Raw genomic sequence first — 26,147 nt, forward strand, 5'->3', positions numbered from 1 at the left:
GCATGCTCCAAAAGTGATAGGGCAAAGGAAAAAATGATGGTTGTAGGGTATCCCTGGTCACCCTGGTGCGCAATACCGTCGAAAGTGGTGAGTAGGAAAAAGCGCTGCTACCCCCTGACAAGCCAGCCCACACGCGTTACCATATTGGGACATGCACTCACCGAAAGGTTATTCCATGCAAATTGCGCAAAACTCGGTTGTCGCGTTTCACTACACCCTGACCAACGATGCAGGTGAAGTGCTAGACAGTTCCGAAGGCCGTGAGCCGCTTACCTACCTCCATGGCGCCGGTAATATCATTCCGGGCCTTGAGAAAGAGCTGGAAGGTCGTGCTGCGGGTGAAAAACTGAACGTTGCCGTATCGCCTGAAGAAGGTTACGGCGAGCTGCAAGAGCAGCTAATGCAAGAAGTACCGCGCGATGCGTTCCAAGGCGTTGAAAGCATTGAGCCGGGCATGCAGTTCCAAGCCCAGACCCAAGGCGGCCCGCTGATGGTTACCGTCAAGAAAGTCGAAGGCGATACGGTTGTTGTCGATGGCAACCACCCGCTGGCAGGCCAGCAGCTCAACTTTGATGTTGAGATCGCTGAAGTACGCGAAGCCAGCGCTGAAGAAGTTGAGCACGGCCACGTGCACGGCGAAGGCGGCGTTGAGCACTAAGACGCTCGCGCTACCGATCAGAAAAGGTGACCTCAGGGTCACCTTTTTTATGCCTACTCGTCAGGTATCAGCACTAACTGCCCATGACGCACGCTGCGTGACGACGTTACTTCGGCGGCAAACTGTTTGAGCGCCCGCCCCTGGCCTTTGAGCAGCGCCACTTCCAGGCAACTGTCGTGGTTAATATGCACATGTAGGGTCGACAGCGTTAGATCATGATGGTCGTGGGAGTGGCGCGTTAAGCGCTTGGACAACTCACGGGCGGCGTGATCATAGACATATACCAGCGCGCCCATGCAGGGTGAGTCCGGTGCGACCTCCTCCCTCACCTGCTTTAAACCACTGCGGGTCAGGTCGCGAATCGCCTCTGAGCGATTCTGATAGCCGCGCTCACGCATTAGCGTATCTACCTCCGCCAGCAGCTCTTCATCAAGCGTAACCGTTACACGCTGCATTCACGCCCCCTCAATTGATTCACTTTTCATGTGTCGCCCATGCCGCTAGTATGATGTTATTTAAAAAAGATCATACTAGTAACAGCAAGGATAAAGCGATGCCTGGATTACCTCGGCCTATCTTACTGGGTATTGCACTCAGTTGTTTAGGGGCCGCTAGCGCCGTGCAGGCGAAGGAGCAGCTGGTGCTCGCCGTTGGTGGCGAGCCCGAGCAGGGCTTCGACCCGCTACTGGGCTGGGGGCAATACGGCAATCCGCTGTTTCAGTCGACGCTACTCTCTCGGGGCAGAGACCTTACGCCACAGCCTGAATTGGCTACCCAGTGGTCACTTTCTGAAGATCGTCTAACGTGGACACTCACCCTGCGTGACGATGCCCGCTTTGCCGACGGTACGCTGCTGACCGCTGAAGATGTGGCCTATACCTTCAACGCAGCGGCCAAGGCGGGTGGGCGTGCCGATCTAAGCGCCCTTGATCAAGCCCAAGCCGTGGATGCGTATACCGTCACGCTTCATCTACGCGCCCCACACATCACTTTTGCTGACCAGCTCATGACGCTGGGTATTGTGCCAAGCGCCGAGCGTGACAACGGCTATAGCGAACATTATGGTCGCCACCCCCTTGGCTCAGGCCCCTATCAACTGGTCGAGTGGCAGGAAGGCGAACAGCTGATTGTAGAACGTAATCCCTACTTCTACGGCCCTACGCCCGTCTTTGAACGGCTGGTGTTTCTGTTTACCGGTGAAGACGCCACCCTCAGTGCCGCCCATGCTGGTCAGGTGGATATTGCCTCGGTTCCGCCAGCGCTGGCGGACAATGTACCGGCGCAGATGCAGCGGGTCATCATGGAGAGCGTCGATAACCGTGGCATCCTTTTCCCCATGCAGCCTGCCAATGGTGAGCAAGCAGCGTCGGGAACATTGATTGGCAACGACGTCACCGCCGACCTTGCCATTCGCCAAGCCATCAACCTTGCGGTCGACCGTGAAACCTTGGTGGAGGTAGCGTTGCACGGTTTTGGCCGCCCCGCATTTGGCCCAGCCGACGGCCTTCCTTGGAGTGGCCCGGAAGAGAACGTCGTCGCACCCGACTTGACTCAGGCAGAAAAAATACTTGAAAGCGCTGGTTGGGAACTTGGTGAAGATGGCCTGCGCTACAAAGATGGCCTGCCCGCGCGCTTTCGGCTCACCTACCCCGCCAGCGATACCACCCGACAGCTGCTCGCGGAGGTAAGCGCCGAGATGGTACGCCCACTGGGTATTGAAATGCAGCCCACAGGCCGCCACTGGGACGAAATCCAGCGCGAAGCGCTGCATCAGGACGCGATTATGTTCGGGTTTGGCAGCCACAGTCCGCAAGAGATTTACTACCTCTTCCACAGTCAGTATGCGGGCAACGGTTTCTATAATAGCGGCTTTTATGCCAACCCAGAGGTGGACGCCCACCTTGACGACGCCCAGGCGGCTCACAGCATCGAACAAGCCAACCAGTACTGGCAAGCAGCGCAGTGGGATGGCACGACTGGCTATGGTCTGCGCGGCGACAGTAGCTGGGCCTGGCTGGTCAACCTGGAGCACGTCTATTTTGCCAACACTTGCTTAGACGTTGGCGAGCTGGGCGTGGCGCCCCACGGCCACGGCTGGCCGATTACCGCTAACCTGCTTGAGTGGCGCTGGACGTGCGAGTAATAGCGCGTATCGCGACGCGGCTGTCACGCCTAATCCTGGTGCTGCTGTGTGTGGCAGTGGTCTCGTTTGGGCTGATGATGGCCTCGCCTATCGACCCAATCGATGCCTACCTAGGCCCGCAGATGGCCCAGGTTAGCCCTGAGCAACGTGAATTAATTGCCCAGCGCTGGGGGTTTGATGAGCCTCCTGCTGTCCAGTTTGGCCACTGGCTACGTCAATTAGCGAGCGGTGATCTGGGCTGGAGCCATGTGTATAACCAGCCGGTTAGCGAGGTAATTGGCCAGCGCTTTCAGCGCTCCATTGTGCTGCTGGGCGGCGCCTGGCTACTCTCGGCGCTACTGGGATTTAGCCTTGGCGTTGTAGCCGGAGCCAAAGAGGGCTCAACGCTGGATAACATTATCAGCACCTACGCCTTCATTACCGCCTCCACGCCCGCCTTCTGGCTGGCGATACTTGCCGTGCTGCTTTTTTCAGTAACGCTAGGCTGGACACCCACTTGCTGCGCTGGCCCAACGGGCACCTTAAGCCAAGATGTCACTCTCGCTACGCGCCTGCACCATCTGATACTGCCGATCGCCACCCTGGCGTTGCTGGGCATTGCCAATGTCACTCTTCACACCCGCGCTCGCATGCTTGAGCTAATGCGCTCAGAGGTGGCCACTCATGCTTTCGCCCAGGGTGCCAGCCGAATTGATGTGGCCTGGCGCCACGGCCTGCGCCATGCCAGCCTACCAGCGATGACGCTGGCGTTTGCTTCACTGGGCGAGCTATTCGGCGGCTCTATCCTTATTGAACAGGTATTTGCCTACCCCGGTTTAGGTCAGGCCACGGTGGCAGCGGGACTGCGCAGTGACGTTCCCCTGCTGCTAGGCATTGCCCTCTTTACCGCGCTGTTTGTCAGCGTCGGCAATATGATCGCTGATACGCTCTATGACGTTATCGACCCTCGCATTAAGCAGGGCGGCCTATGAGACTCGCCCTAACAAGCCGCGATGCTCAACCACGCCTGCGTGCCGCTTTCAGCCTGGGCGTCACCGTTCTGCTGGTGACGGGGCTGGTCGCCAGCCAGTGGCTGCTGGGTGATTCAGCTCAGCAGATGCAGTTTGACGCCCGCTTGGCCCCGCCCAGCCTTGACCACTGGTTAGGTACCGACGCGCTAGGTCGGGAACTTTGGGCAAGAACCCTGGCCGGGCTGGCACTCAGCTTTTGGGTGGGCTGCCTGGCGGCGCTACTAAGCACTCTGATTGCACTGAGCCTGGCGGCACTGGCCACGCTATCAGCGCGGCTGGATGCGCTGGTAAGTCTACTGATTGATACGCTACTCAGTGTGCCCCACCTGATTTTATTGATGTTGATCGCCTTTGCCCTGGGCGGCGGCACCCAGGCAGTGATTATTGCCGTAGCCGTCACCCACTGGCCGAGTTTGGCCCGGGTGCTACGCGCCGAGCTGTTGCAACTGCGCCAGGCACCCTATGTGCGAATCTCTCGTGCGCTGGGTAAGTCGCGCTGGTTTGTGCTCCATGGCCACTTGCTCCCCCATTTGCTCCCTCACTGCTTGGTCGGCGCGCTGCTGCTGTTCCCCCACGCGATTCTTCACGAAGCCGCGTTAACCTTTCTGGGCTTTGGCCTAAGCCCCAGTCAACCGGCCATTGGCGTACTGCTGGCGGATGCCATGCGTTACCTAAGCGGTGGCTACTGGTGGCTAGGGGTATTTCCAGGCTTGGGGCTGTTAGTGATGGTGCTGGGCTTCGAGCGCCTTTCCACTCACCTGCGTCGTGCGTTATAGCGAGGAACCACAGATATGTTAACCATTGAGCGTTTAACGCTACAGCTGCCTTATTATGCCCATGGGCATGCCTCATGGTGGAAACGTCGCTGGGCCACCTGCCTGGATGAGCTCTCGTTGCAGTTCTCGGCAGGCGAAGTGCATGCGGTGGTGGGCGCATCCGGTGCTGGCAAAAGCCTGTTGGCCTACGCAGTGATGGGGTTACTGCCAACACCTGCGCGTTTGAACGGGCAGCTTTGCTATCAAGGAAAGCCGCTTGATGAACAACGCCAACGCCAGCTTCGCGGCCGTGAACTAGCACTGATCCCCCAGTCGCTTAGCGCGCTGGACCCGCTGGTGCGCACCCAGCGCCAAGTGACCTGGGCGGCCCAGCGCGCAGGTCATGCCCCGGCGAATGCTTGGCACTCTGCTCAGCAAGCCCTAAATCATTACCAGCTAGACGCCCACGCACAGCAGGCCTACGCCCACGAGCTTTCCGGTGGTATGGCCCGCCGCGTGTTGACGGCCATGGCCCACGTGAGTCAGGCCCGGCTGGTGATTGCCGATGAGCCTACCGTGGGCCTTGACCCGCACCAGCGCCAGCGAGTGCTGGCGGCGTTGCGGGAGCTGGCCGACCAGGGCAAAAGCGTGATGTTAATTACCCACGACCTACGCCACGCCCTACCGATTGCTGACCGCGTGACCATTATGCGTGACGGCAAGCGGGTTGAAACCGCGCCCGCCCATGCTTTTCAAGGTACCGGCGACTTGCTGGTCCATGACTATTCACAGGCACTATGGTTGGCGCTGCCGGACAATCACTTTTCGACCAGCGCGACACGCCAGGCACCACAGCTGCAACAGGAGGCAGACGTTGCTTGAAGCGTGCCAACTTGGCTTTCAGTTTGCTAACAGCTCCCCACTGCTGCGGGACGTTTCACTCACGCTGAAAGCAGGTCAGTGGCTAGGACTAAGCGGTGACTCTGGGGCAGGTAAATCAACGCTGGGCAAACTGCTGGCCGGCTATTTAGCTCCCCAGTCGGGTGCGATCACCCTGGATGGCGCGGCGCTACCTAACAGCGGCGTGCAGCCTGTGCAGKGGCTGCCACAATCGCCAGAGCTGGCGGTTAACCCCCGCTGGCGGGTAGGCAACATATTACGTGAAGCCTGGGCACCTTCTGACGCCCAGTGCCAAGCGTTTGGTGTACAGGCAAACTGGCTATCGCGCTTTCCACAGTCGTTATCGGGGGGAGAGTTACAGCGCGTATGCGTGTTGCGAGCGCTCGCGCCAGAAGTGCGCTTTCTGGTCGCCGATGAGATCTCTACCATGCTCGACCCGATCACCCAGGTAGAGCTTTGGCAGGCGTTAAAACAGGAGACCGAGAAACGCCAGCTTGGCGTCCTCGTGATTAGCCACGACAGCGCGCTGCTGGAACGCCTCTGCCCGCAGCGCTTACACTTAAGCGCAGGTCAATTAATAGACAAAACGATAACTGATGCCAGGGAAGGTTGAAATTAGCTAACTGACTGGCGACGCTCAAAGCGCCATAGACCGAAAGCAATGATCAGCGTGATACTCAGCAGTAGCCACGAGCCAATACTCACCCCTGCCCACCCGGCCCATTGCCAGAACGGCTCCAGCCAGAAGCCACCCAAACTGGCGCCCACATAGTAAAACACCAGATAGAGCGCCGAGGCGCTGCCCCGAGCCCCCAGTGCATAACGCCCCACCCAGCTAGACGCCAACGAATGGGCCAGAAAAAAGCCAAAGGCGTTGACGGTTAAGCCGATGATAATCACCGGCAGCGAATCCGCCAAGGTGATCGCCGTGCCCAGCATTAAAATTACGACCCCCACCATCATGCACGCCGCGGGAGAAAAGCGTTTGGCCAAACGCCCGGAAATCATTGAACCAAAGGTGCCGCCGAGATAGGTCAAGAAAATCAGCCCCAAGCCGCTAGCGGCTAGTTGATAGGGCGCTGCCGCCAACCGAAAGGTGATATAGCTGTATTGGTTAATAAAAATCAGGAAGTTGATACCACCCAAGCAGTAGGCGGCGAGCAATACCGGGTTGCGTAAATGACTGACTAAATCGCTAGCCGCTTTGCGTAGCTCAAAGCGCTGGGGAGTAAAAGCGCGGCTATTGGGCAGCAAGCGCCAAAACACCGCACAGCCGACCAGCGTCATAAGGCCTACCGCTAGGAATGCCGCGGTGGGACCACCTATTTCAGCGGCGCCGCCGCCGACAATACGCCCGCTAATACCACCGAGGGAGTTGGCACCAATATAGAGCCCTACAGCACTTAACAGCGCAGGCTTTTCAAACTCATCCCCCATCCAGGCGATGGCGACTGCCGGTAGCCCGCCCAGCACAAAGCCCTGCACCAGGCGCAGTAGCAGCAAGCTTTCGAAGGTGGGGGCAAATGCCAAGGCAATGGAGCAGCCGCCTGCTAACAGCAGGGTGATGCGCATAATACCTTCGCGACCAATAGCATCAGAGAGTGGCCCGAAGACCAGCAGCGCAATGGCTAAGGAGAGGGKCGACACCGACATCAGCAGGCTGACGCCAAGGGTGGAGACAGCGTAAGTCTCCTTTAACCCTGGCAGCAGCGGCTGCGGTGCATAGAGATTAATAAAAACAAGAAATGAGCCGAGGCAAAGCGCCAAGGTGGCGCGCCACCAGGCGCGCGATTTGGCTTCAATCATGCCATTCCTAGATTAATGACGTCAGGCTACTGGAAAACACTGCCACCCAATTGGGCTAGATGCGTCGGCTCCAGCGCCCGCCGTGACTGCCAGTAGTAACGCTGCCAGTAGCTGTTATCCAAGCTGGAAATAATCACCCCTTTCGAGGTCGAAGCGTGGAGAAAATAGCCATTGCCCACGTAGATACCCACATGGTTATAGCGACCCGGCGGCTGGAAGAACACCAGATCGCCCGCCTGCAGCTCTTGGCGGTCGATCGGGCGTCCCTCGTGTACTTGACCACGGGTGGAGCGCGGAAGCTCTAAATTGAAGGTGTCACGATAAACATTGCGCACCAGGGCCGAACAGTCAATACCTCTCTCTGAGGTGCCGCCAATCCGGTATGGCGTTCCTGCCCAGCGCTGGTGTTGTGCCAGCAGCGCCTCGCGAATCACTGTTGGTGGCGGTACTTGCAAACTGCGCAGATGCGCATCGATGGGGTCAACCGGGGACATTTGCGGGTTCGCCCCCATTCCAGGCAACGTCATCGAGAAATAATCCTCCGGTGCCTGCATATTGCTCTGTCGCGCCGAACCTGCGCAACCAGCGACCAATGCAACTAAACAACAAACACTTACAACACGGACAGCGGTCACAGCGGGGCGTGGCAACGCAACCATGCGATTAACCTCGTGACATCGATAAGAAGGCGGTATGACAAAACTAATTTTTCTAATAAGCATGACTATAAGCTAATTCTCATAGGTTTGGCGAGCATCAATGTAACGTGCGTTGATCGCCCGGCAGTGTATCAATATGCAGTGGCGCGAAATGGCGCGGTTTATTGCCCGGAAAATCCAAGCTTACCCATGGGCCAGCCAAGACCGGCGCACCGCATACCCAAGCCACCAGTGCCTGACGAAAACCAGCTAGAAAGCTCTCCCGCTCAGGGGTTTCGCCCATAAAAAACGAGAACCCTGCATACATCCCCATGGCATACTCCTGCCACCCGGCATAGTGGTCCGCCGCCAATTGATAAGCTCGATCCAACACCTTGGCAAAGGCCGCGCTGTCCAGCCAGCCTAGCTGCCGAGCGGCAATGGCCAAATCGACCAGTTGGGCAATATCCCAGGCCGCCATATCCACCTCATTACAGCCATCTTCGTTGTCGCGCACACGGCGCAAGCGCAGCAGATGGTGGCGTTCGTCGTCAGCACAGTCGCCGGATTCAAGAATGGCGATCTCTGCGCTTAAGCGCTCAGTATTAAGGGTATAGGGCGCATAGTTAATCTGATACTCCTGACGATCCCCCGCTTCGAGCATGTAGGTCAAAAACTCCTGCATATCTTCGCCGTTGCTCAAATGGTAGTGGCTCTCCACCCATTCGCGGATCTCGGCGCACTCACGGGCACTCTCGGGCTGGGGTTCACTCCACACCGCACTGTTCAGCGGGCCCACCAACGACATAGCGGTAAAGTGGCTCAAAGTGGGGCGATTACCCGGCTCGCGCCAAGCGTCGTGKTGCCAATCCAGCCAGTGAAACAGGCTACCAGGATCTTCGATGTGCCAAATAATTTCATTCACCAGCGAGGCATGCTCCGGCTCCGGCAGGCAGCTCTCCCAGGCAAACCACGCCTCTAACAGACGTTTGGCATTGGGGTAAAAACGACATAGGCAGCTACGCAGTGCGCTGGCATAGGCCATTAACGGGGCACGATCCAATAAGCCGCTGTCGAGGGACATATGTAGATAGAAGGCGAATTTTTCAGCCATATGAATAGTCGCCGCATGGCGGCTCACGCCCTTAATCGCGTTGCGCTGCTTCAGCTCTTCCGGCGTCGGCTGACCGAACCAGCTTTGCGACGGCGGCAAAACGCCGTGCACCGCGTCGGCCGCCAACTGATTAAGGTGGTGCGCCTGGGCGGGTAGCCAGTAGCGGGCGAGCGCATGAGCGCCTTCATCGGCATGCAGGCCCAGTGACTCCTGCAAATACAGCGCTGCATCGGCACGCTGCTCTTCCGGCAGCGCCGCGGAGGGGTCTATCTGGCGCAGCATGGCATCCGGCTCGCGAACGCTGGCCAGCGCCAACAGCCAGTGATGGGGCGTGTTACGCCATTGTCGAATGCGCACCTGAGACGCGTTGAGCGTGGGCTCGTCTAACAGCTCCCGCGGAGGGCGCTTCCAGGGGCTATGGCTACTATGCAGCAGTAACCGATGCCGCTCGCTGGGTGTTTTCCCCCGCCGGTCAATGCCGTCAAACAGACTCTGCCCGCGCCCGTAGGCGTTAAGGACGGCGTACCAGTCATGATAGCGACGACTGATCAAATCAGCGGCGTGCCCCGCTAAATCAYCGGCCTCTTCCTGGCTAAGCCAACCACAGCAAGCACCGGCCCAGGCGAGTTCCACAATCCGCAGCCAATCCCAAGCCGCCCACTCCAGGGGCTCGCCCTGGGTGACGAATTTATTCAGCACCGGCGCATAGGGCGACTCTTCTACCACACTCCGCTGCCACTCCATACGCTGGGCGTTATCCATACTCAATAGTTCGCGGGCTTCGATATCCCAGCGCTGACGCTCGCCTTGCGCGCCTAACCACAGCATCACCCCGATTAGCCCATCTCGATCACGGACATCCCATGCGTGAGCCAGCCACTCGGTGGCTTCAGGCCAGTCAGTTTGGCTGGCAGGATAGGCAATAATCGGCCGGAATAGCGCGCATAGCCGCCAGCTCTGCGCTTCAGGTTGTTGAGGCCATAGCGAGGCAGGAGCCGGCATTTCAGCCAGGGCGTTTTCGAGTGCATCCCAGGTAATGCCCTCGCCATCGGTTTCAAGGTTGGCCAGCGCCTGACAGGCGTCGATAAAACGGTCATCGGCACCGACTTCCCAACCCCGGGCGCCTAACGCGCGACGTAGATCCGCCAGCCAGGCGCGCAGATCGCTGTAATCACTCGTGATGCGACGAGTCAGATGGTGCGCCCAATGGCGGGCTTGATCAGCGTCTAACCAGCCTGCGGCCCCCGCCAGTGCGGCCCACTCTAGGGCGCCTAGCAAACGGTCGGCACTGCCTGCGGGCGCACCCAGCCCATGGAACAGCTGCTCAGCAAGCTCGCCACGACTGGTAATCCCCAGCTGTAACAGGCGCTGCTCCGCCGCCCCTGCATCGACCGCCAACGGATGAGGAGTAAACGCCCAATCACACAGCACCAGCTGTTGGGCCCACCAGGCATTTAACGCGTCGATCAAGAGGCACCTCGAAAAAGCACAATGTCACCAGCAAAAAGCCGGAGTAAAGCTGCCTAGTGTAACGGAAAGTGGCGCTAACACCGATAGCCCTGGGCGACGGTAGGCACAAAACGACACCGCCCGGCACAAGGCCGGGCGGTGTCATGCGGTTAGCTACTCAATCGTTAAGATTGTTTCACTTTGCTTATCACCCAAAGGAGCACCACGGCACCCACGGTCGCGGTTACCAGCGAACCGATAAAACCACCCGCCGAGAGGCCTAAAAGGCTAAACAAAAACCCACCGATAAGCGCCCCCACAATACCGACGCCGATATTACCCAGGACGCCGAAACCGCCGCCGCGCATGATGTTGCCAGCAATCCAACCAGCCAAACCACCAATGATTAACCATGCAATAAAGCCCATATAGTCTCCTTACTATTTCAATAACGGGTTTTAGCTAAGTATGTTGATAGGCGTTTTACCTACCAGTCACGCTTGTTCTACCATAGCACATAGCGTTACTTTTCGGTGCCTCTAGGTATCGATGTTTGGTTACTCTTAAAGGAAAATTCATGATCCCCAGCTCGCTAAATCAACTGATTAAAAGCACTCAAGGCCAGCAAACGGCTCAGTGGGAAGGCCGCGACGTGGTGCTTTTCAATATGCCTTGGGGCGAGTTGGTGATTAGTCTCCAGGGCGCGCAAGTGCTGCACTTCTGCCCAGAGGGGGATACCGATTGGTTATGGCTAACGCCTACGCCCCAGTCGCTGCCAGGCGCTATTCGTGGGGGTATTCCACTCTGCTGGCCATGGTTTGCCGACGAGCGTTATGCCGACGAGAGCCCCAATCGCGATGGCCCCTTCCATGGCCTAGCCCGCCACGCCGACTGGCATTTGGACGCTGTTGATGAGCACGCCGAGGGAATTGAACTCCACCTCTCCCCCGCGCAGCCCCTTCATACACTGCTCACCGCGCGCTTGGTGGTACAAGCCAACGCCCAGCGCTTAAACGTTGAGCTGATTAGCGAAAACATCGGCGAAACGCCGATCAAAACCAGCGGCGCACTGCACACCTACTTAGCCGTTGCTGACACCCATCAGTGCCGCCTGGAAGGCCTCTCCGGCGCACGTTACCTCGACAAACTGCGTGACTTTGCCGAGAGKGAACAGCAGGGTACGCTAGCCGTTCAGGGTGCCGTTGACCGCATTTACCACACCAATGAAGCCGTACTACTCAGCGATGGCGAGCGCAGCTTGCGCATCGGCAAGCAGTCCAGCGACTCTACCGTGGTGTGGCACCCCAACAACGACCTGCCCAGCGACACGCCCGCCGACGTAGCGCGCCACTTTATCTGCGTTGAGGCTGCCAATACGCGTCTGGATCCAGTGTGGTTGGTACCTGGCGCTCAGCACCTGTTAGGCACCACCCTCAGCCGCGGTTAATCTTCGGTTCATCAATGCTTTGTTATTATGCGCTCACTGCTATTTGAGCTAGGGAGACCCGATGGATCCGCAGCAATGGCTAGAGGCAGCCACGCTCGCCTTTAATTTAATCGGTATGGTGGTGTGCTTGGTCGGCCTGACCCTGGCACAGAAGATGACCCGCCGCTGGCCCGGTTACACTCTGGCGGGGGTTGGCTTTTTGATTGCCACCCTGCCTATGTTTTCGCAGCTACTATTAGTGTTTCGTTAATATGATGCTGGCACTGGTCAATCAGCCCTTTTCACTGTCGTGAGTTAGCGCTGTTAATGGATAGTGATCAATTGCCACAAAAGGATCAATAGGATGCGCCAGCCGTTAAGTCGCGAACTGAGCAATTTATTAGAGCGCGGGCGAGATCGCCAGTTGCGCTTAGCGGTCACCGGCCTCTCCCAAGCGGGGAAAACCGCGTTTTTGACCTCACTGGTCAACCAGCTGCGCCATGCTGGCGTAGAGGCGCAGCTCGATTTACTGCCCGCCGCCCGGGAAGGCCGCCTGCTCGGCGCCCAGCGGCTTAACCAGCCCGACCTGGGCGTGCCGCGGTTCCCCTACGACCCCGGCATGGCCGCCCTGCGTGATACCCCGCCGCGCTGGCCCGAACCCACCCGCGGGATCAGCGAGTTACGCTTACAGTTACGCTACCGCCCTGCCCGCAGCGGATGGCTGACACCGGAAATAGCCCACCTCACTCTCGACCTGTTTGATTATCCCGGCGAGTGGCTGCTCGACCTGCCGCTACTGCAGCACGACTTCTACAGCTGGAGCCAAGCGCAGGCGCTGTACGCAGGCGAACAGCGCCGTGGCCTGTTTAGCGAGTGGCTAGCGGCGGTGGAGAAGCTCGACCCGGCAGGCGAAGCCGATGAGGCTCAACTGGCTGCCCTGGCAGAAGAGTATGCTCAAGGCCTACGTCGCGCCAAGCAGGCGGGTTTTTCCGACCTGCAGCCTGGGCGCTTTTTGCTGCCGGGCGAGCTGGAAGGCGCCCCGGTACTACAGTTTTTCCCACTGCCACAGCTTAATGCGTCTCAACCCAATACTTCTAGAGAGGCGTTGGAAGCACTGCCCGCCAATAGCCTTTACGCCACCCTGACGGCGCGCTTTCGCTACTATCAGCAGCAGGTGGTTAAGCCTTTTTACCGCGACCACTTCCGCCGCTTTGACCGCCAGATTGTATTGGTAGATGTGCTTGGCGCACTCAATGCGGGKCCCGAGCGTTTTGAAGATCTTTCCCGGGCACTGCGCCAGTTAATGCACAGCTTTGACTATGGCCAGCGTAGCCTTCTCACGCGCCTGTTTGCGCCCAAAATTGATCGGCTGGCGATTGCCGCCACCAAAGCGGATCACGTGACACCTGACCAGCACGGCAATCTGGTGCAGTTGCTTGAAGCACTGCTGGCAGAGCCACTTAAAGACCTACGCTTTGCCAACGTGCCGGTTAAAGCGCTCTCGCTGGCAGCGATTCGCGCCACTGAAGCCCGCGAGGTGACCCAAGAAGGTAAGCGCTCACCCGCGCTGCGCGGCACTACGCTAGAAGGCGAAGACGTGCTGGTCTACCCCGGCGATGTGCCCGCTCGACTGCCCGCTGCGGATTTCTGGCAGCAGCAGGGCTTCGACTTCCCCGCTTTTCGCCCGATGCCGACGCCCTCAGAAGCGCTGGATCATATTCGCATGGACGCCGCCATCGACTGGCTGATTGGAGACAAACTGACATGACAACCCCACAGCCACGCCGTCACTTTACCCTGGACGACAAGCCCGCAGAGGTCGCTGCTGCTGAAACACCGCTTCGCCAGCGCGAAGCCTTTGCAGGCGCCAGCGAGCACCATCCGCTAGCGCCTCTTCCAGAAGACAAAGCCCTGCCCGCCGCCAGTTTGGGTGCGCCGCGCAAACGCCGCTGGGGGCTAATATTCGCCCTGGTAGGCGGCGCCATTTTGGGCACCGCGGAGCTGGTCACCGGCATACCCGATGCGTTGGCCCAATCCCAGTGGTTGACCATGGCCTGGCAGGCCTTCGGGATCAGTTTGATCGGGCTAGGGGGGATCTCCCTGCTCAAAGAGTTGGGCCGTTTGCGCCGTCTCAAGCGCCACGACAAACTGCGCGGCGATCTGGCCGAGCTGCCGCTACGCTCGCCCAAGCAGGCCCGGGCCATGGCCGAGCAGTTGAGGCGCCAACTTAAGCTCGCCGACGATGATCCGCACTGGCTAGCTTTTCAACGCGCTAGCCAGCCCCACCATAGCGGCGAGGAGATTCAGACGCTGCTGCGTTATCATTTGCTAGCACCGCGTGACCGCGAAGCCCAGCGCCTGATTACCCGCATGTCCGGCGAAACCGCGATTATGGTCGCGATCAGCCCGCTAACCCTGGTGGATATGGCGCTGGTGGCCTGGCGCAGCTTGGCGATGGTCGATCGGCTCTGCCGCCTTTACGGGCTGGAGCTGGGCTACGCCAGCCGCCTGCGGCTATTTCGCAATGTGCTGCACAATATGGCGTTTGCCGGGGCCAGCGAACTGGCCACCGACGCCAGCATGGATATGCTCTCGCTGGATTTAGCCGGGCGACTCTCTGCACGCGCAGGCCAGGGCCTGGCCACCGGTCTGCTTAGCGCACGCCTGGGGCTCCGCGCCCAGCGCCTATGCCGCCCGGTGCCTTTCACTGCCGATGAACAGCCCAAGATCGCCGACCTGCGCCAAGACCTATGGCGGCAAATCAAGCGTCTCGACAAGGATAAGGCCCCACAGAGCCGCTAATGAAGTAGACGCGACGCCGCCAAGTCTGTTTTCGGTCACAATTTGCGATTCAACGCTGTTTGTCCTCATGATGGGAGTTTGGCATAACATCCTCCAGTGCGGAGAAACTGTTTATGAACACCCCTAATGATTCTGACTCGCCCCCGATAGCCAGCGACATGCAGACCGACTATGTCGTCGGCCAGGATAATATAAAGGGGCAGCTTGGCCCCTTCGGTTTTGATATCCACAACCGCGTCTTCGTGGTCTCTGCGGTTGCCTCGGCAATTTTTATCGTCCTCACCCTGGTGTTTCCTGAACGCGCGAGCAGCGTTTTCCAGTCTATCGTTGCCTTCTCTACAGGAACGCTGGATTGGTATTTCATGATCCTGGTGGATTTCTTCATTTTGTTCTGCTTAGCCCTGGTGGTACTTCCTCACGGCTCGGTCAGATTGGGCGGCCCCGACGCTAGGCCAGAGCACAGCTACCTCTCCTGGTTTGCGCTGCTGTTCACTGCAGGCATTGGCATTGGCCTACTGTTCTTCGGCGTGCTAGAACCGGTTTATCACGCCAATGTTTCGCTACCGCTGGGCGTTGAATCTCCCTTCGGTGCCGATGGCGAGCTGAATCCTGATGCTATTGCTGACGCCAGTGCACTAGGCCTTGCGGGCACCTATCTCCACTGGGGTATCCATGGCTGGGCGGTTTATGTCGTCATGGCGCTAGGACTGGGTATTTTTACCTATAACAAAGGCCTGCCCTTCTCGATCCGCTCGGCATTTTTTCCTATTCTCGGTGACCGTGTCTGGGGCTGGTGGGGACATGCGATCGACATCCTTGCCGTATTTTCGACTCTATTTGGACTGGCGACATCGCTAGGGCTTGGGGCGCAGCAGGCCAATGCGGGGATGAACTTTGTTTTCGGTCTGGAGGTAAGCACCACCACCCAGGTCATCGTTATCGTACTGGTCACGGCGGTGGCGCTCATATCGGTGTGGCGCGGGCTCGAGGGGGGCGKTAAGAAGCTCTCCGAGATTAATATGGTGCTGGCCGTACTGTTCTTCTTTTTCGTGCTGTTCGCTGGCCCCACCCTGCTGGCGTTAAGCGGATTCTGGGCGGGTCTAACAACCTATGTGACAGACTTTCTACCGTTATCGGCGCCCTTTGGCCGTGACGATGACTCCTTTCGTCAAGCCTGGACCATTTTCTACTGGGCTTGGTGGATCAGTTGGGCACCTTTCGTCGGCATGTTCATCGCTCGGGTGTCGAAGGGCCGTACCGTGCGTGAGTTCGTCCTCTGCGTACTGCTGGTTCCCAGCCTGTTTATCTTTATCTGGATGGGCGTCTTTGGTTCAACCGCGCTTGAACAGCTCTACGCCAACCCTGCTGGCAGCCTGGTTAAAGAGTATGTGATCGACAACTACAGACCCGAGCTTTCGCTATTTGGCATGCTGAATGAACTGCCGTTGACAGGATTGATGTCGACGCTGGGAATCGTTCTGGCGCTGATTTTCTTTGTCACCTCCTCTGATTCCGGCTCACTAGTGATCGACACCATCACCGCCGGTGGCAAAATCGACGCTCCGCGGCCTCAGCGGATGTTCTGGGCAATTGTGGAGGGCCTGATCGCCATTGTGCTGCTAATCGGCGGTGGCCTAACAGCGCTTCAAGCGGGGGTCACCGCCACAGCGATACCCTTCTCTATTGTGCTACTGCTGATGTGCTACTCGATCATCAAGGCGCTCAATGGCGAGCTGCGGCTTCTACGTAAATAACACCAACATATAAGCCATGGTAAAAAGAGGCCCCCTGCTAAATCAGCAGGGGGCCTCTTATTTCAACAAGCTCATACGCGGGCGCTTAAGCAATACGCTGCTCGGTCTCCGCATCAAATAGAATCGCGCGGCCCATATCAACACGCAGCGCTAAGCGCTCCCCCGCCGTTACCGCGCATTTAGGCCCAACACGGGCGGTAACTTCCTGTTCGCCCAGGGGTAACCGCAGCAAGATATCCGCCCCGGTAGGTTCTACCACCGCCACGCTGGCGCTGAGCAGCGTTCCTTCGGCTTGGGAGGTTAACCGCTCATCCTCTTCGCTGAAGTGCTCCGGGCGCAGGCCAAGAATCACCGGCTGATTCAACCGCTCGGCCATGTCTGGTGCGATACGCGCTTCTGGCCAGGGCAGCACCAGTTCCTCCTCCCCCGGTGTGGCAATTCGCAGTTGATAACCGCCATTGTTATCTTCCAAAGAGGCGCGAATAAAGTTCATCGACGGCGAGCCCATAAAGCCGGCCACAAACATATCCACCGGGTTGTTGTAGACCTCATCCGGGGTGCCCAGCTGCAGAATATGGCCATCGCGCATCACTGCGATGCAGTCTGCAAGGGTCATGGCTTCGACCTGGTCGTGGGTGACGTAAACAATGGTGGTGCCCAGGCGCTGGTGAAGCTTTTTGATCTCGGTGCGCATATCCACGCGCAGTTTTGCATCCAGGTTTGAGAGCGGCTCATCAAACAGGTAGACCTTTGGCTCCCGGGCCAGCGCACGCCCCATGGCTACCCGCTGACGCTGCCCGCCGGAGAGCTGTGCAGGCTTGCGTTCCAGCAGGTGAGTGATCTGCAGAAGATCAGCCACCCGCTCCACGGCGGCTTCCCTCTCGGCTTTGGGCACCTTGCGCATCTCAAGCCCGAAGCTGATGTTCTGGCGGACGGTCATACTGGGGTAAAGCGCGTAGGACTGAAACACCATGGCGATATCCCGATCCGCGGGGGTACGCCAGGTCACGTCTTCACCATCGATATAAATATTGCCAGAGGTCACCGGCTCTAGCCCGGCAATGGCATTCATCAGCGTGGACTTACCGCAGCCCGAGGGGCCAACCAGAATCAGGAACTCGCCGGAATCGATCGAGATGCTGACGTCTTTGAGCACCCGCTCGCTACCGAACTCTTTGCGCACGTTGTGGATTTCTAACGCTGCCATAATGAAAATCCTATTCTAAAGCGACTGACAAACTCCATTCATCTGGGTTGGTCAGAAGCAGCCCTCCGCGGGGGCGCTGTGAACCCTTCCCTGGGCGCTACTTTCGCCATCTGRCCGCCACGGATGGCGGAAATGCCGGAATTGTTGGGAACATTTTCCGGCCCTGGCGAAAGACCCCCGCTACGGGCTGCTTCTGACCTTCTAGATATGGTTGCCACTCACCTAGTTGTTATTAGCCTTTAACGGAGCCCGCAGTCAGCCCGCGCACGAAGTATTTTCCCGCCAGCACGTACACCACTAGAGTGGGCAGCGCGGCAATCATCGCCGCCGCCATATCCACGTTGTACTCGCGTACACCAGTGGAAGTATTCACCAGGTTGTTTAGCGCCACGGTAACGGGCTGGGTGTTATGGGCCGAAAACGCCACGCCAAACAGGAAGTCGTTCCAGATTTGGGTGAACTGCCAGATCACCGAAACCACGATAATGGGTGCGGAAACCGGCAGTAGAATGCGCCAGAAGATGCGGAAAAAGCCCGCACCATCCAACTTCGCCGCCGATACCAGCTCGTTGGGGATACCCACGTAGAAGTTGCGGAAAAACAGCGTAGTAAAAGCGATGCCAAAGACCACGTGAACCAGAATCAACCCGGCGCGGGAGCTGGAGATACCCAGCCAGCCGAGGGTTTGCGCCATGGGCAACAGCACCACCTGGAAAGGAATAAAACAGCCAAACAGCATTAGCGCGAAGACTAATTCAGAGCCTTTGAAGCGCCATTTGGTCAGCGCATAGCCGTTAAGGGCTCCGATAGTGGTTGAGATCAGCACCGCTGGAATCACAATCGCAAAGGAGTTCCAGAAATAGCCGCCTACGCCATCACAGCGCATGCCGGTACAGGCTTCACCCCAGGCTTTTGTCCACGGCGCGAAAGTGGGATTTTGCGGAAATGAGAGCAGCGACCCGGCGCTGATTTCGCTCAGCGGCTTCACCGAGGTCATCAGCATGACTACCAGCGGGAGAATATAGAACAGCGCGGCGAGTAACAGCACGCCGTAGAGCAGGCCACGGCCGAGCCGCGCAGCGGGCGTCTGACGACGAATCACATTAGCCATGCTTGCGGCTCCTTAATTCGGAGTAGAGGTAAGGAATCAAAATCGCCAGCACGCCGCCCAACATCAGCATAGCGCTGGCGGAGCCCAAACCTATCTGCGCCCGGGTGAAGGCGTGGGCGTACATAAAGGTGGCGGGTAAATCGGTGGCATAGCCAGGCCCGCCGCCGGTGAGCGCAACGACCAGGTCAAAGCTCTTGATCGCAATATGGGCCAAAATCATCACGGCGCTAAACACTACCGGACGCAGGCAGGGCATCACTACGCGCCAATAAATCCGCGGTAGGCTAGCGCCATCTAGTTGCGCGGCTTTGATAATGCTGTCGTCGATACCCCGCAGCCCGGCTAAAAACAGCGCCATCACAAAGCCTGACGCCTGCCATACGGCGGCAATCACCAGGGTGTAGATGGCCATATCCGGGKCGACAATCCAGTCAAAGCGAAACGACTCAAAGCCCCAGCCCTGAACCATCGCTTGAATGCCCAGCTGCGGGTTGAGCAACCATTTCCACACCACACCGGTAACGATAAACGACAGCGCCATAGGGTAGAGGTAGATGGTGCGCAGCGCGCCCTCCTGGCGAATTTTCTGATCGAGCAAAATCGCCAGCAGCGCACCAATCACCAGGCAAACCGTTACGAACAGCACACCAAAAATCATCAGGTTGGTTGAGGCGACCCACCAGCGCTCATTGGCCATTAAGCGTGCATATTGACCAAAGCCGACAAAGTCATAGCTGGGCAGCATGCGCGAGCTGGTTAGCGAGAGCACGAMCGTCCACAGCATGAAGCCATAAACAAAGAACAGCGAAATGGCCACTGATGGCGCCAGCACCAGGCGTGGCAGCCACGCCTGCAAACCGCCGGATGGCGTCGTCCGCTTAGCGCCAGCCCCTAAAGGCGTCGCAGAGGTATTTTTCATGGGGAGGGAATCTCTCATGGAGAAGTATCCTTGCCAAGCAACGAAGGCGCCGCCGTTGCAGCGGCGCCTGAAGAACGCTAACGCTAGAAAAGCCTAGAAAGAGGCCGCTTCGGCAGCGCTCACCATGCGTTCTGCCGCTTCTTCAGCAGGCATATCGGCGTCGTTGAAGTAGTTGGTAACCACATCAAAAATGGCACCCTGTACATCCGCACGTACGGCCATACCGTGAGCCATACTCGGAACTAGGCCACCCTCTTCGGCGGTGCGCTGAAAATCAGCCAACGACTGCTGGGCACAGCTATCGAATTCGCTCATGTCCAGATCAGGCCGCGCAGGAATCGAGCCTTTGGCAAGGTTAAACGCTTCCTGGAAAGTAGGCTCAAGCACCAGACGGGCTAACGCTTGCTGCGCCTCGCGCTCCTCGTCGTCGGTGACGCGGAACATGGCCAGACTATCGATATTGAAGGTGAACGCATCTTCGGTGCCCGGCGCTGCGGCACAGAGGTAATCTTCCCCGGCGGTCAGTCCAGCCGCAGTGAACTCACCTTTGGCCCAATCGCCCATGAGCTGAAACCCAGCCACTCCTTCAATCACCATTGCCGTGGCAACATTCCAGTCGCGCCCAGGCATGCCTTCATCCATCAGCTCGCGGGTACGTTTGAAGTCTTCAAGGGCATCGATCATTTGTTCGCCGCCCAGGGCTTCAGGGTCTAGTTCTACCAATGCCTGCTGATAAAACTCGCTACCCTGACCACCTAACAGCACGCTTTCGAAGACCGTAGCGTCCTGCCAGGATTGGCCGCCATGAGCCAGCGGTACGAAGCCCGCTTCGCGGATAGCCTCGCCTGCCTCGAACAACTCATCCAGCGTGGTGGGCATCTCAACTCCAGCCGCTTCGAGCACTTCGGGGTTGGCCCACAGCCAGTTTACCCGGTGCACGTTGACGGGTACCGCCACGTATTGGCCGTCGTGACGCATGATATCGGCCACGACTTCCGGCAGCAGTTCATCCCAACCTTCCGCATCGGCAACGCCGTTCAGGTCACCGAGCAAGCCAAGCTCACCCCACTCCTGAATCTCGGGGCCTTTGATTTGGGCGGCGGAGGGCGGGTTGCCCGACATGGCACGGGATTTAAGCACCGTCATGGCGGTTTCACCGCCGCCGCCTGCCACGGCGAAATCTTGCCAACCGTAGCCTTCAGCTTCCATTAACTCTTTAAGCACGTTGGCAGCGCGAGCTTCACCACCAGAAGTCCACCAGTGCAGCACTTCAACTTCATTCGCTTGAGCGGTGGTGGCTAGCGTGGCACCTGCCAGAGCAAGCGCGAGGGTCGTTTTCTTTAACGTCGACATGGAGTAACTCCTTATATTGTTATTGTCCTCTCGGACGTTCGACATCCAAGAGGTTACGCCAAGGTGAGCGTCAACGGGAGTTACCGAGTACTGCATAGTGTTGGGGTTTTATTACAAACCTGTAATAGTTTCCTGGCGGGGTAGCGAGAGAGTCACCACCAGCCCACCATCAGCATGGTTGGCGAGCGTGATATCGCCGCCATGGGCACGGGCAATATGCCGAGCAATACCCAACCCGAGGCCGCTACCACCCGTGTGTCGACTGCGTGAGGGCTCCAGGCGCACAAAGGGCGAAAMCACCCGCCCCAATTGCTCTTCGGGTATACCTGGGCCGTGGTCACGAATACGCATGGTGACAACATTACCGTGATCGATTAGCTGCACATCGGCCTGCTTGCCATAGAACACCGCGTTCTCAAGCAGGTTTGCCAGGCAGCGTTTAAGCGCTACCGGTTTGACAATCAGCGGCGCGATAAGAGAACCACTTTTAATCTCAATAGTGACCTTACCCCCCTGAAGGCTAAGCTCTTCGGCCAGCTCTTCGAGCAGGTGTGTTAGATCAACGGGCTCGGGCTCTTCATGCAGGTCTAAGCCTTTTACCGAGGCCAAGGCACCTTTAACCAAGCTATCCAGCTCATCCAGTGAGGCGCAAAAACGCTCGCGCTGATAGTCGTCATCGAGCATCTCGGCGCGCAGGCGCATGCGGGTTAAGGGGGTCTTTAAATCATGGGAAATCGCCGAAAACAGCCGTTCGCGCTCCTCAATCTGCTCACGAATACGCCGCTGCATACGATTGAACGCTGCGGCGGTGGCGGCAACCTCCTTAGGGCCGCTCTCCCGTAGTGGCGGCATATCCAAATCATCGCCCAACTGATTCGCTGCCCGTGAAAGCCGCGCCAATGGTCGGGTCACGCTGGTAATTCCTAACAGCGAAAGCGCCAGCACACTCAGCAGCACCAGCAACCCGACCAGCAAGCGCTCCTCAGAAAGCCAGCGATAGCCGCTGAAAATATCGGGTACGCCCAGCAGCGTGGCCACATACAGCCAGGTGCCTGGGGCAAGCTCCAGTTGAACCACTAGAATTGGCGGCGAGAGCGGTTCCATCAGCAGGCTGTGCTGCCCCCAGCGGGGCGGCAGATCGTAAAGCAGTACTTCGTTATTGAGCACTCGCAGGTTTTCCGGGCGGGAGAACTCGACAATCACGTCGTCAATATTGAGCTGCTGGGTGAGCACCGAGCGCACATTGTTCACCACCACCTGTTTTTCCGGCCCCGAGCCGATATCGTCGATGGCCAGCCTGCGTTCGTTGACGCTAACAAAAAAGCGCGTGCCGCCCATATTACGCAGCTGATCCAGCACGATGTGGCGGTAGTCAACGGGCAGTGAGCGGAAAAACTTCATGGTGGAGGCGATGCTAAACGCCATATTGGTGGACAGCTCATCAAGCTGTGCCAAGTGGCTGGRGCGCACCTGGGAAGTCCAGATCGCGTAGCTGGCCCCTTGGGCGACCAGCACTCCGGCGATCATAATGATCACAAAGCGCCCGCGCAGGGATGCTGGTAACCAGCGGGCCGCTCGTCGTGATAAGCGTCGATGTATTTTTGCCCACTCCATGCGTCTCACGTTAATGCGTCTMCCTGAGCGGTTAATACGTAGCCCGCCCCGCGCACCGTACGAATCAGTTGGGAGTGCTGGGCGTCTTCCCCCAGCCGTTGGCGCAGGCGGCAAACGTGGACATCAATGGAGCGATCAAGCGGCGGCGCGTCCCGCCCACGGGTAAGCGCGTAGAGATCATCCCGAGTGAGCACCTTCGCCGGATGCTCTAAAAACACCTGCAATAGCTGAAAATCAGCCCCTGAAAGCGCGGCGCGCTCGCCCTGCAGGTCAATCAACTCACGGGTCATTCGGTCGAGTTGCCAGTTACCAAAACTGACCCAGCGTGCCTGCCCAGCGGGCAGCTCAGGCGGTGCACAGCGGGTACGCCGCAGCACCGCTTTAATCCGCGCCAGCAGCTCACGGGGATTAAACGGCTTGCCCAAATAGTCATCAGCGCCTAGCTCAAGGCCAAGAATACGGTCGGTCTCATCGGCACTGGCGGTCAGCATAATAATCGGTACATCGCTGTGTTTTCTAACGTCGCGGCAGATGGTAAAGCCGTCATCTCCCGGAAGCATTAAATCGACAATCAGCAAGTCAGGTGCATGTTCAGCGCGCAGAACATGCAGCGCTTCGGCACCCTCCGCCGTCAATACCCGGTAGCCATGACGCCCCAGGTAGTCCGCGAGCAGTTCACAAATTTCCGGATCATCGTCGACCACAATCAAGGTAGCAGGGGGTGTCGTCATCGCAGCAGTTGTCGCCCTACATTGTTGTCGTTTTATTGGGCTTTGATGATGATCGAGGGGCCAAGCAGTAGCAATACCGCTACGACCAAGGTTGCATTAGATTAATGTTCTTCGACGCTTAAAGCCCAAACCGCTGCTTAAGCCACTCGGCAACGGCAGCTTCACCGTGGTGGCCAATGCGTTCAGCGCCTGAGAGACGATCAAATAGTGCCGGGTGGGCATTAGCCATTACCTGGGCCTCCCCTGCTAAATCGAGCATTTCTGTATCGTTAAGGTTATCGCCAAACGCTAAACAATCTGCGGGCGTTAAGCCCAACCGTTCCAGCAGTGATGACAGCGCCACACCTTTGTTGACCCCGCCGGCCATGATTTCCAGAGAATCAATGGTGGAATAGGTAATATGCAGCCCGTCGCCGTGGGCCTCTTGTGCCTGGGCTTCTAGCTGTTTTAGCGCGTTTGGATCGCCTAGATAGAGCACTTTGCCTACACCATTAGCGTCCATTTGCGCGGGGGGCACGACTTCATAGCCAAACCCTGTGGAGGCGTGAAGTGATAATAAGTGCGGGGCCTCTGAATCAATATGCCAACCGCTTTCGCGATAAAGGTTAAGCCGCACTTGAGGCGGGCGCGGAAGATTGATCAGCGTCTTKGCATGTTCAGGCTCAAGGTGATTAGCCGCCAGCAAGGCATCTTCAGGATCGTGAACATAGGCACCGTTAGTGCTGATCAAGTGCGCAGGAATATCCAACTGATCACGAAACACCTTCATATCGTAGTAGTGGCGGCCAGAGGCGAGCGCGACATGATGACCTTGCTTCACCAATGCTCTGAGCACCTCTACGGTGCTTGCGTGCAGCGTGTGGTCGCTTCCTAATAGGGTTCCATCCAGGTCAGAAACAATTAAGCGAGGTGTCATAGCGCGCTCCGTGAGTGTGGATGTTTTAGCTTAACCGATTGATTCCTCGGACGCCTAGCCGCAACCGGCTAGGACGCCAGGCACAATGGCCACTCCACCTCGCGGGTTCGGCCATTGGGCAACATCAATGGGATGACAGCCCCAAGGCTACCGCCTTTGCTTGTTCATCCAAGATGACATGAATCACGCCTCGCTGCAGCCGCTGCACGCCGTGGGCTCCCAGGCTAGCCAGGGCCCTCTCGTCTAGCATAGAGACATTGGTTAGTTCCAAGCGCAGCCGCGTGGATGCCACCGCCGTCGCACTATGCACATTGCTCTCGCCGCCCAGCGCTTGCTGCCAAGCCTGACGACGCTGAGGTGTTAGGGGCTCTATGGCAGCTACAGAGGACGCTACGGCATTAGACGGCCCTGGTTCGGCAAGTTGCTCCGGTGCCTCMCCAGTGGCGCTTAGCGCAGCGCGTATATCATCAACTACGGCGTCGGCGATAGGCCCTACAATGACCTGAAGTCCACCGCCCTGAAGGCGCAGGAGCCCTCGTGATCCCAGCGTCTTGAGAGCCGCCTCGTCGATAGCATCAGGGTTGTCCAATACTAAGCGGAGACGAGTAGTACAGGCGCCAACGCTTTGCAGGTTTGCTGCGCCCCCCAGAGCGGCAACGAAGGCAGGGCCTCGCTCACTGGGAGTAGCTTCTGCCCCAACGGGTGCTATTGTCTCTGGGTCACGGCCCGGCGTTGGTAGGTCGAAGCGCACAATCGCCCAGCGAAATACTGTGTAGTAGATGCCAGCGTAGACCAACCCTACCGGCAACATCAGCCAGCCGTTGGTAGAAAGACCGTAGGAAAGTGCGAAGTCGAAGGCCCCAGCGGAAAAAGTGAAGCCCAGTTTAACGTCAAGCCAGTGCAGCAGAGCTACTGAGATACCGGTCAGCAAAGCGTGCATGACATAGAGCAACGGCGCCAAAAACATAAAAGTAAATTCAATGGGTTCGGTGACGCCGGTCAGAAAAGCGGTCAACGCCAGCGACAACAGCAGGCCACCTACCTGGGCACGTCGCCCTTTCGGTGCGGCGTGGTACATGGCCAGCGCTGCGGCTGGCAGGCCGAACATCATCACCGGGAAAAAGCCCGCCATAAAGCGGCCTGCGGTAGGATCACCTGCGAAGAAGCGATTAAGATCCCCGCTAACTACCGCCCCAGATGCCGTTTCAAAGCTGCCAAAAACAAACCATACCAAGCTGTTGAGCACATGGTGCAGACCAGTAACGATCAGTAGCCGATTGAGCACTCCATAGACGAATAGCCCTAACTCACCAGCATCAATGAGCCATTGGCCCAGCAAATCAATACCGTGCTGGATGGGAGGCCAGATAGCCCCGAAGGCGAACCCCAGAACCACAGCGGCAAGGCCGGTGACAATAGGCACAAAGCGCCGCCCGCCGAAGAAAGCCAAGTAGTCTGGCAGTTGGATTGCTTGGTAGCGGTTATAAAGCAAGCCCGCCACGCTGCCGATGATGATGCCTGCCAGCACACCCATATTAATCTCTGGATTAAGAGAGTTCAGCACGGCATCTAGAACCAAATAACCAATGACACCGGCCAGACCCGCTGCGCCATTGCTGTCATTGGCAAAGCCCACCGCCAAACCAATGGCAAAGATCAGCGCTAAATTGGCGAAGATCGCCTCACCCGCACTAGCGATAAAGGCGATATCGAGTAGATCTGGCTGACCTAAACGTAATAGCAGACCAGCAATAGGCAGCACGGCAATCGGCAGCATCAGGGAGCGGCCAAGTTGCTGTAGACCGCCCATCAGACGGGATCCCAGGGTCATGACAGGCATA

Annotated in this window: 24 protein-coding genes; 11 read left to right on the forward strand and 13 right to left on the reverse strand. The window is 58.1% G+C overall.

Going from position 1 to position 26,147, the window contains the following annotated elements; all coding sequences use genetic code 11:
- Positions 1-175 precede the first annotated feature (175 nt).
- Positions 176-658 (forward strand): FKBP-type peptidyl-prolyl cis-trans isomerase, encoded by a 483-nt coding sequence (locus tag HALO_RS16725; protein WP_022520436.1) that lies wholly within the window; start codon positions 176-178, stop codon positions 656-658.
- Between the two features lie 53 nt (positions 659-711).
- On the opposite strand, the gene nikR is transcribed toward HALO_RS16725, so the two are convergent.
- Entirely contained in the window at positions 712-1,113 is a 402-nt protein-coding gene (nikR, locus tag HALO_RS16730) for a nickel-responsive transcriptional regulator NikR (protein WP_035577659.1), read from the reverse strand.
- A gap of 98 nt (positions 1,114-1,211) precedes the next feature.
- On the opposite strand from nikR, the gene HALO_RS16735 reads away from it, so the two are divergent.
- Genes HALO_RS16735 through HALO_RS16755 form a run of 5 tightly spaced genes read left to right on the forward strand, consistent with a single transcriptional unit; the run spans position 1,212 to position 6,079 of the window.
- Positions 1,212-2,801 (forward strand): ABC transporter substrate-binding protein, encoded by a 1,590-nt coding sequence (locus tag HALO_RS16735; protein ID WP_035577656.1) that lies wholly within the window; start codon positions 1,212-1,214, stop codon positions 2,799-2,801.
- On the forward strand, positions 2,792-3,772 hold the full coding sequence (locus tag HALO_RS16740; protein WP_035577653.1) for an ABC transporter permease: 981 nt from the start codon (positions 2,792-2,794) through the stop codon (positions 3,770-3,772). Before HALO_RS16735 ends, HALO_RS16740 begins: the two co-directional genes overlap by 10 nt.
- Positions 3,769-4,587, forward strand: coding sequence for an ABC transporter permease (locus tag HALO_RS16745; protein WP_035577650.1), 819 nt, complete (start codon positions 3,769-3,771; stop codon positions 4,585-4,587). Before HALO_RS16740 ends, HALO_RS16745 begins: the two co-directional genes overlap by 4 nt.
- 15 nt (positions 4,588-4,602) lie before the next feature.
- Positions 4,603-5,448 carry an ATP-binding cassette domain-containing protein gene (locus tag HALO_RS16750; RefSeq protein ID WP_050713714.1) on the forward strand — a complete coding sequence of 282 codons (846 nt, stop codon included), beginning with the start codon at positions 4,603-4,605 and terminating at the stop codon, positions 5,446-5,448.
- A complete protein-coding gene (locus HALO_RS16755; protein WP_050713715.1) occupies positions 5,441-6,079 on the forward strand; it encodes an ABC transporter ATP-binding protein in 639 nt (212 codons plus the stop codon). Before HALO_RS16750 ends, HALO_RS16755 begins: the two co-directional genes overlap by 8 nt.
- A gap of 2 nt (positions 6,080-6,081) precedes the next feature.
- On the opposite strand, the gene HALO_RS16760 is transcribed toward HALO_RS16755, so the two are convergent.
- From HALO_RS16760 to HALO_RS16775, 4 genes are all read right to left on the reverse strand, one after another.
- Entirely contained in the window at positions 6,082-7,272 is a 1,191-nt protein-coding gene (locus HALO_RS16760) for an MFS transporter (protein ID WP_050713716.1), read from the reverse strand.
- Between the two features lie 26 nt (positions 7,273-7,298).
- The gene (locus tag HALO_RS16765) at positions 7,299-7,826 is read right to left on the reverse strand and encodes a C40 family peptidase (protein ID WP_050713717.1); all 528 of its coding nucleotides are present in this window, start codon (positions 7,824-7,826) and stop codon (positions 7,299-7,301) included.
- A 202-nt stretch (positions 7,827-8,028) separates the two neighbouring features.
- The gene (locus HALO_RS16770; protein ID WP_050713718.1) at positions 8,029-10,494 is read right to left on the reverse strand and encodes a DUF1266 domain-containing protein; all 2,466 of its coding nucleotides are present in this window, start codon (positions 10,492-10,494) and stop codon (positions 8,029-8,031) included.
- 164 nt (positions 10,495-10,658) lie between these two features.
- Entirely contained in the window at positions 10,659-10,901 is a 243-nt protein-coding gene (locus HALO_RS16775) for a GlsB/YeaQ/YmgE family stress response membrane protein (protein ID WP_035577633.1), read from the reverse strand.
- Positions 10,902-11,050: 149 nt separating this feature from the next.
- On the opposite strand from HALO_RS16775, the gene HALO_RS16780 reads away from it, so the two are divergent.
- From HALO_RS16780 to HALO_RS16800, 5 genes are all read left to right on the forward strand, one after another.
- Entirely contained in the window at positions 11,051-11,920 is an 870-nt protein-coding gene (locus tag HALO_RS16780) for a D-hexose-6-phosphate mutarotase (RefSeq protein WP_050713719.1), read from the forward strand.
- A 61-nt stretch (positions 11,921-11,981) separates the two neighbouring features.
- Positions 11,982-12,170: a hypothetical protein gene (locus HALO_RS16785; protein ID WP_035577629.1), complete on the forward strand. Its 189-nt coding sequence runs from the start codon at positions 11,982-11,984 to the stop codon at positions 12,168-12,170.
- 93 nt (positions 12,171-12,263) lie between these two features.
- Positions 12,264-13,667 (forward strand): YcjX family protein, encoded by a 1,404-nt coding sequence (locus HALO_RS16790; protein ID WP_035577626.1) that lies wholly within the window; start codon positions 12,264-12,266, stop codon positions 13,665-13,667.
- Positions 13,664-14,701 (forward strand): YcjF family protein, encoded by a 1,038-nt coding sequence (locus HALO_RS16795; protein ID WP_035577624.1) that lies wholly within the window; start codon positions 13,664-13,666, stop codon positions 14,699-14,701. The genes HALO_RS16790 and HALO_RS16795 overlap by 4 nt, the downstream gene beginning before the upstream one ends.
- A 113-nt stretch (positions 14,702-14,814) precedes the next feature.
- Positions 14,815-16,455, forward strand: coding sequence for a BCCT family transporter (locus HALO_RS16800; RefSeq protein WP_050713720.1), 1,641 nt, complete (start codon positions 14,815-14,817; stop codon positions 16,453-16,455).
- 85 nt (positions 16,456-16,540) lie between these two features.
- On the opposite strand, the gene HALO_RS16805 is transcribed toward HALO_RS16800, so the two are convergent.
- The 8 genes from HALO_RS16805 to nagE form a co-directional block, all read right to left on the reverse strand.
- On the reverse strand, positions 16,541-17,662 hold the full coding sequence (locus tag HALO_RS16805; protein ID WP_035577623.1) for an ABC transporter ATP-binding protein: 1,122 nt from the start codon (positions 17,660-17,662) through the stop codon (positions 16,541-16,543).
- 232 nt (positions 17,663-17,894) lie between these two features.
- Entirely contained in the window at positions 17,895-18,773 is an 879-nt protein-coding gene (locus HALO_RS16810; protein ID WP_050713721.1) for a carbohydrate ABC transporter permease, read from the reverse strand.
- Positions 18,766-19,692 (reverse strand): carbohydrate ABC transporter permease, encoded by a 927-nt coding sequence (locus tag HALO_RS16815; protein ID WP_050713722.1) that lies wholly within the window; start codon positions 19,690-19,692, stop codon positions 18,766-18,768. The genes HALO_RS16810 and HALO_RS16815 overlap by 8 nt, the downstream gene beginning before the upstream one ends.
- A gap of 93 nt (positions 19,693-19,785) precedes the next feature.
- Entirely contained in the window at positions 19,786-21,045 is a 1,260-nt protein-coding gene (locus tag HALO_RS16820) for an ABC transporter substrate-binding protein (protein WP_035577618.1), read from the reverse strand.
- 111 nt (positions 21,046-21,156) lie between these two features.
- On the reverse strand, positions 21,157-22,659 hold the full coding sequence (locus HALO_RS16825; protein ID WP_050713723.1) for an ATP-binding protein: 1,503 nt from the start codon (positions 22,657-22,659) through the stop codon (positions 21,157-21,159).
- Positions 22,660-22,664: 5 nt separating this feature from the next.
- Positions 22,665-23,390 carry a response regulator gene (locus HALO_RS16830; protein WP_050713724.1) on the reverse strand — a complete coding sequence of 242 codons (726 nt, stop codon included), beginning with the start codon at positions 23,388-23,390 and terminating at the stop codon, positions 22,665-22,667.
- A gap of 118 nt (positions 23,391-23,508) precedes the next feature.
- Complete coding sequence (locus HALO_RS16835) at positions 23,509-24,306, reverse strand: Cof-type HAD-IIB family hydrolase (protein ID WP_035577612.1); 798 nt, start codon at positions 24,304-24,306, stop codon at positions 23,509-23,511.
- A gap of 124 nt (positions 24,307-24,430) precedes the next feature.
- Entirely contained in the window at positions 24,431-26,146 is a 1,716-nt protein-coding gene (gene nagE, locus HALO_RS16840; protein WP_092490859.1) for an N-acetylglucosamine-specific PTS transporter subunit IIBC, read from the reverse strand.
- Position 26,147 lies beyond the last annotated feature (1 nt).

This window comes from Halomonas sp. R57-5, from assembly GCF_900070345.1.
In the GTDB taxonomy this organism is placed as follows: Bacteria; Pseudomonadota; Gammaproteobacteria; order Pseudomonadales; family Halomonadaceae; genus Vreelandella; species Vreelandella ventosae_B.

Coding starts and splice junctions, on each gene's coding strand:
- HALO_RS16785 (WP_035577629.1), top strand. CDS start 11,982: ATGGATCCGCAGCAATGGCTAGAGGCAGCCACGCTCGCCTTTAATTTA.
- HALO_RS16745 (WP_035577650.1), top strand. CDS start 3,769: ATGAGACTCGCCCTAACAAGCCGCGATGCTCAACCACGCCTGCGTGCC.
- HALO_RS16725 (WP_022520436.1), top strand. CDS start 176: ATGCAAATTGCGCAAAACTCGGTTGTCGCGTTTCACTACACCCTGACC.
- nikR (WP_035577659.1), bottom strand. CDS start 1,113: ATGCAGCGTGTAACGGTTACGCTTGATGAAGAGCTGCTGGCGGAGGTA.
- HALO_RS16765 (WP_050713717.1), bottom strand. CDS start 7,826: ATGCAGGCACCGGAGGATTATTTCTCGATGACGTTGCCTGGAATGGGG.
- HALO_RS16795 (WP_035577624.1), top strand. CDS start 13,664: ATGACAACCCCACAGCCACGCCGTCACTTTACCCTGGACGACAAGCCC.
- HALO_RS16805 (WP_035577623.1), bottom strand. CDS start 17,662: ATGGCAGCGTTAGAAATCCACAACGTGCGCAAAGAGTTCGGTAGCGAG.
- HALO_RS16810 (WP_050713721.1), bottom strand. CDS start 18,773: ATGGCTAATGTGATTCGTCGTCAGACGCCCGCTGCGCGGCTCGGCCGT.
- HALO_RS16775 (WP_035577633.1), bottom strand. CDS start 10,901: ATGGGCTTTATTGCATGGTTAATCATTGGTGGTTTGGCTGGTTGGATT.
- HALO_RS16820 (WP_035577618.1), bottom strand. CDS start 21,045: ATGTCGACGTTAAAGAAAACGACCCTCGCGCTTGCTCTGGCAGGTGCC.
- HALO_RS16735 (WP_035577656.1), top strand. CDS start 1,212: ATGCCTGGATTACCTCGGCCTATCTTACTGGGTATTGCACTCAGTTGT.
- HALO_RS16750 (WP_050713714.1), top strand. CDS start 4,603: ATGTTAACCATTGAGCGTTTAACGCTACAGCTGCCTTATTATGCCCAT.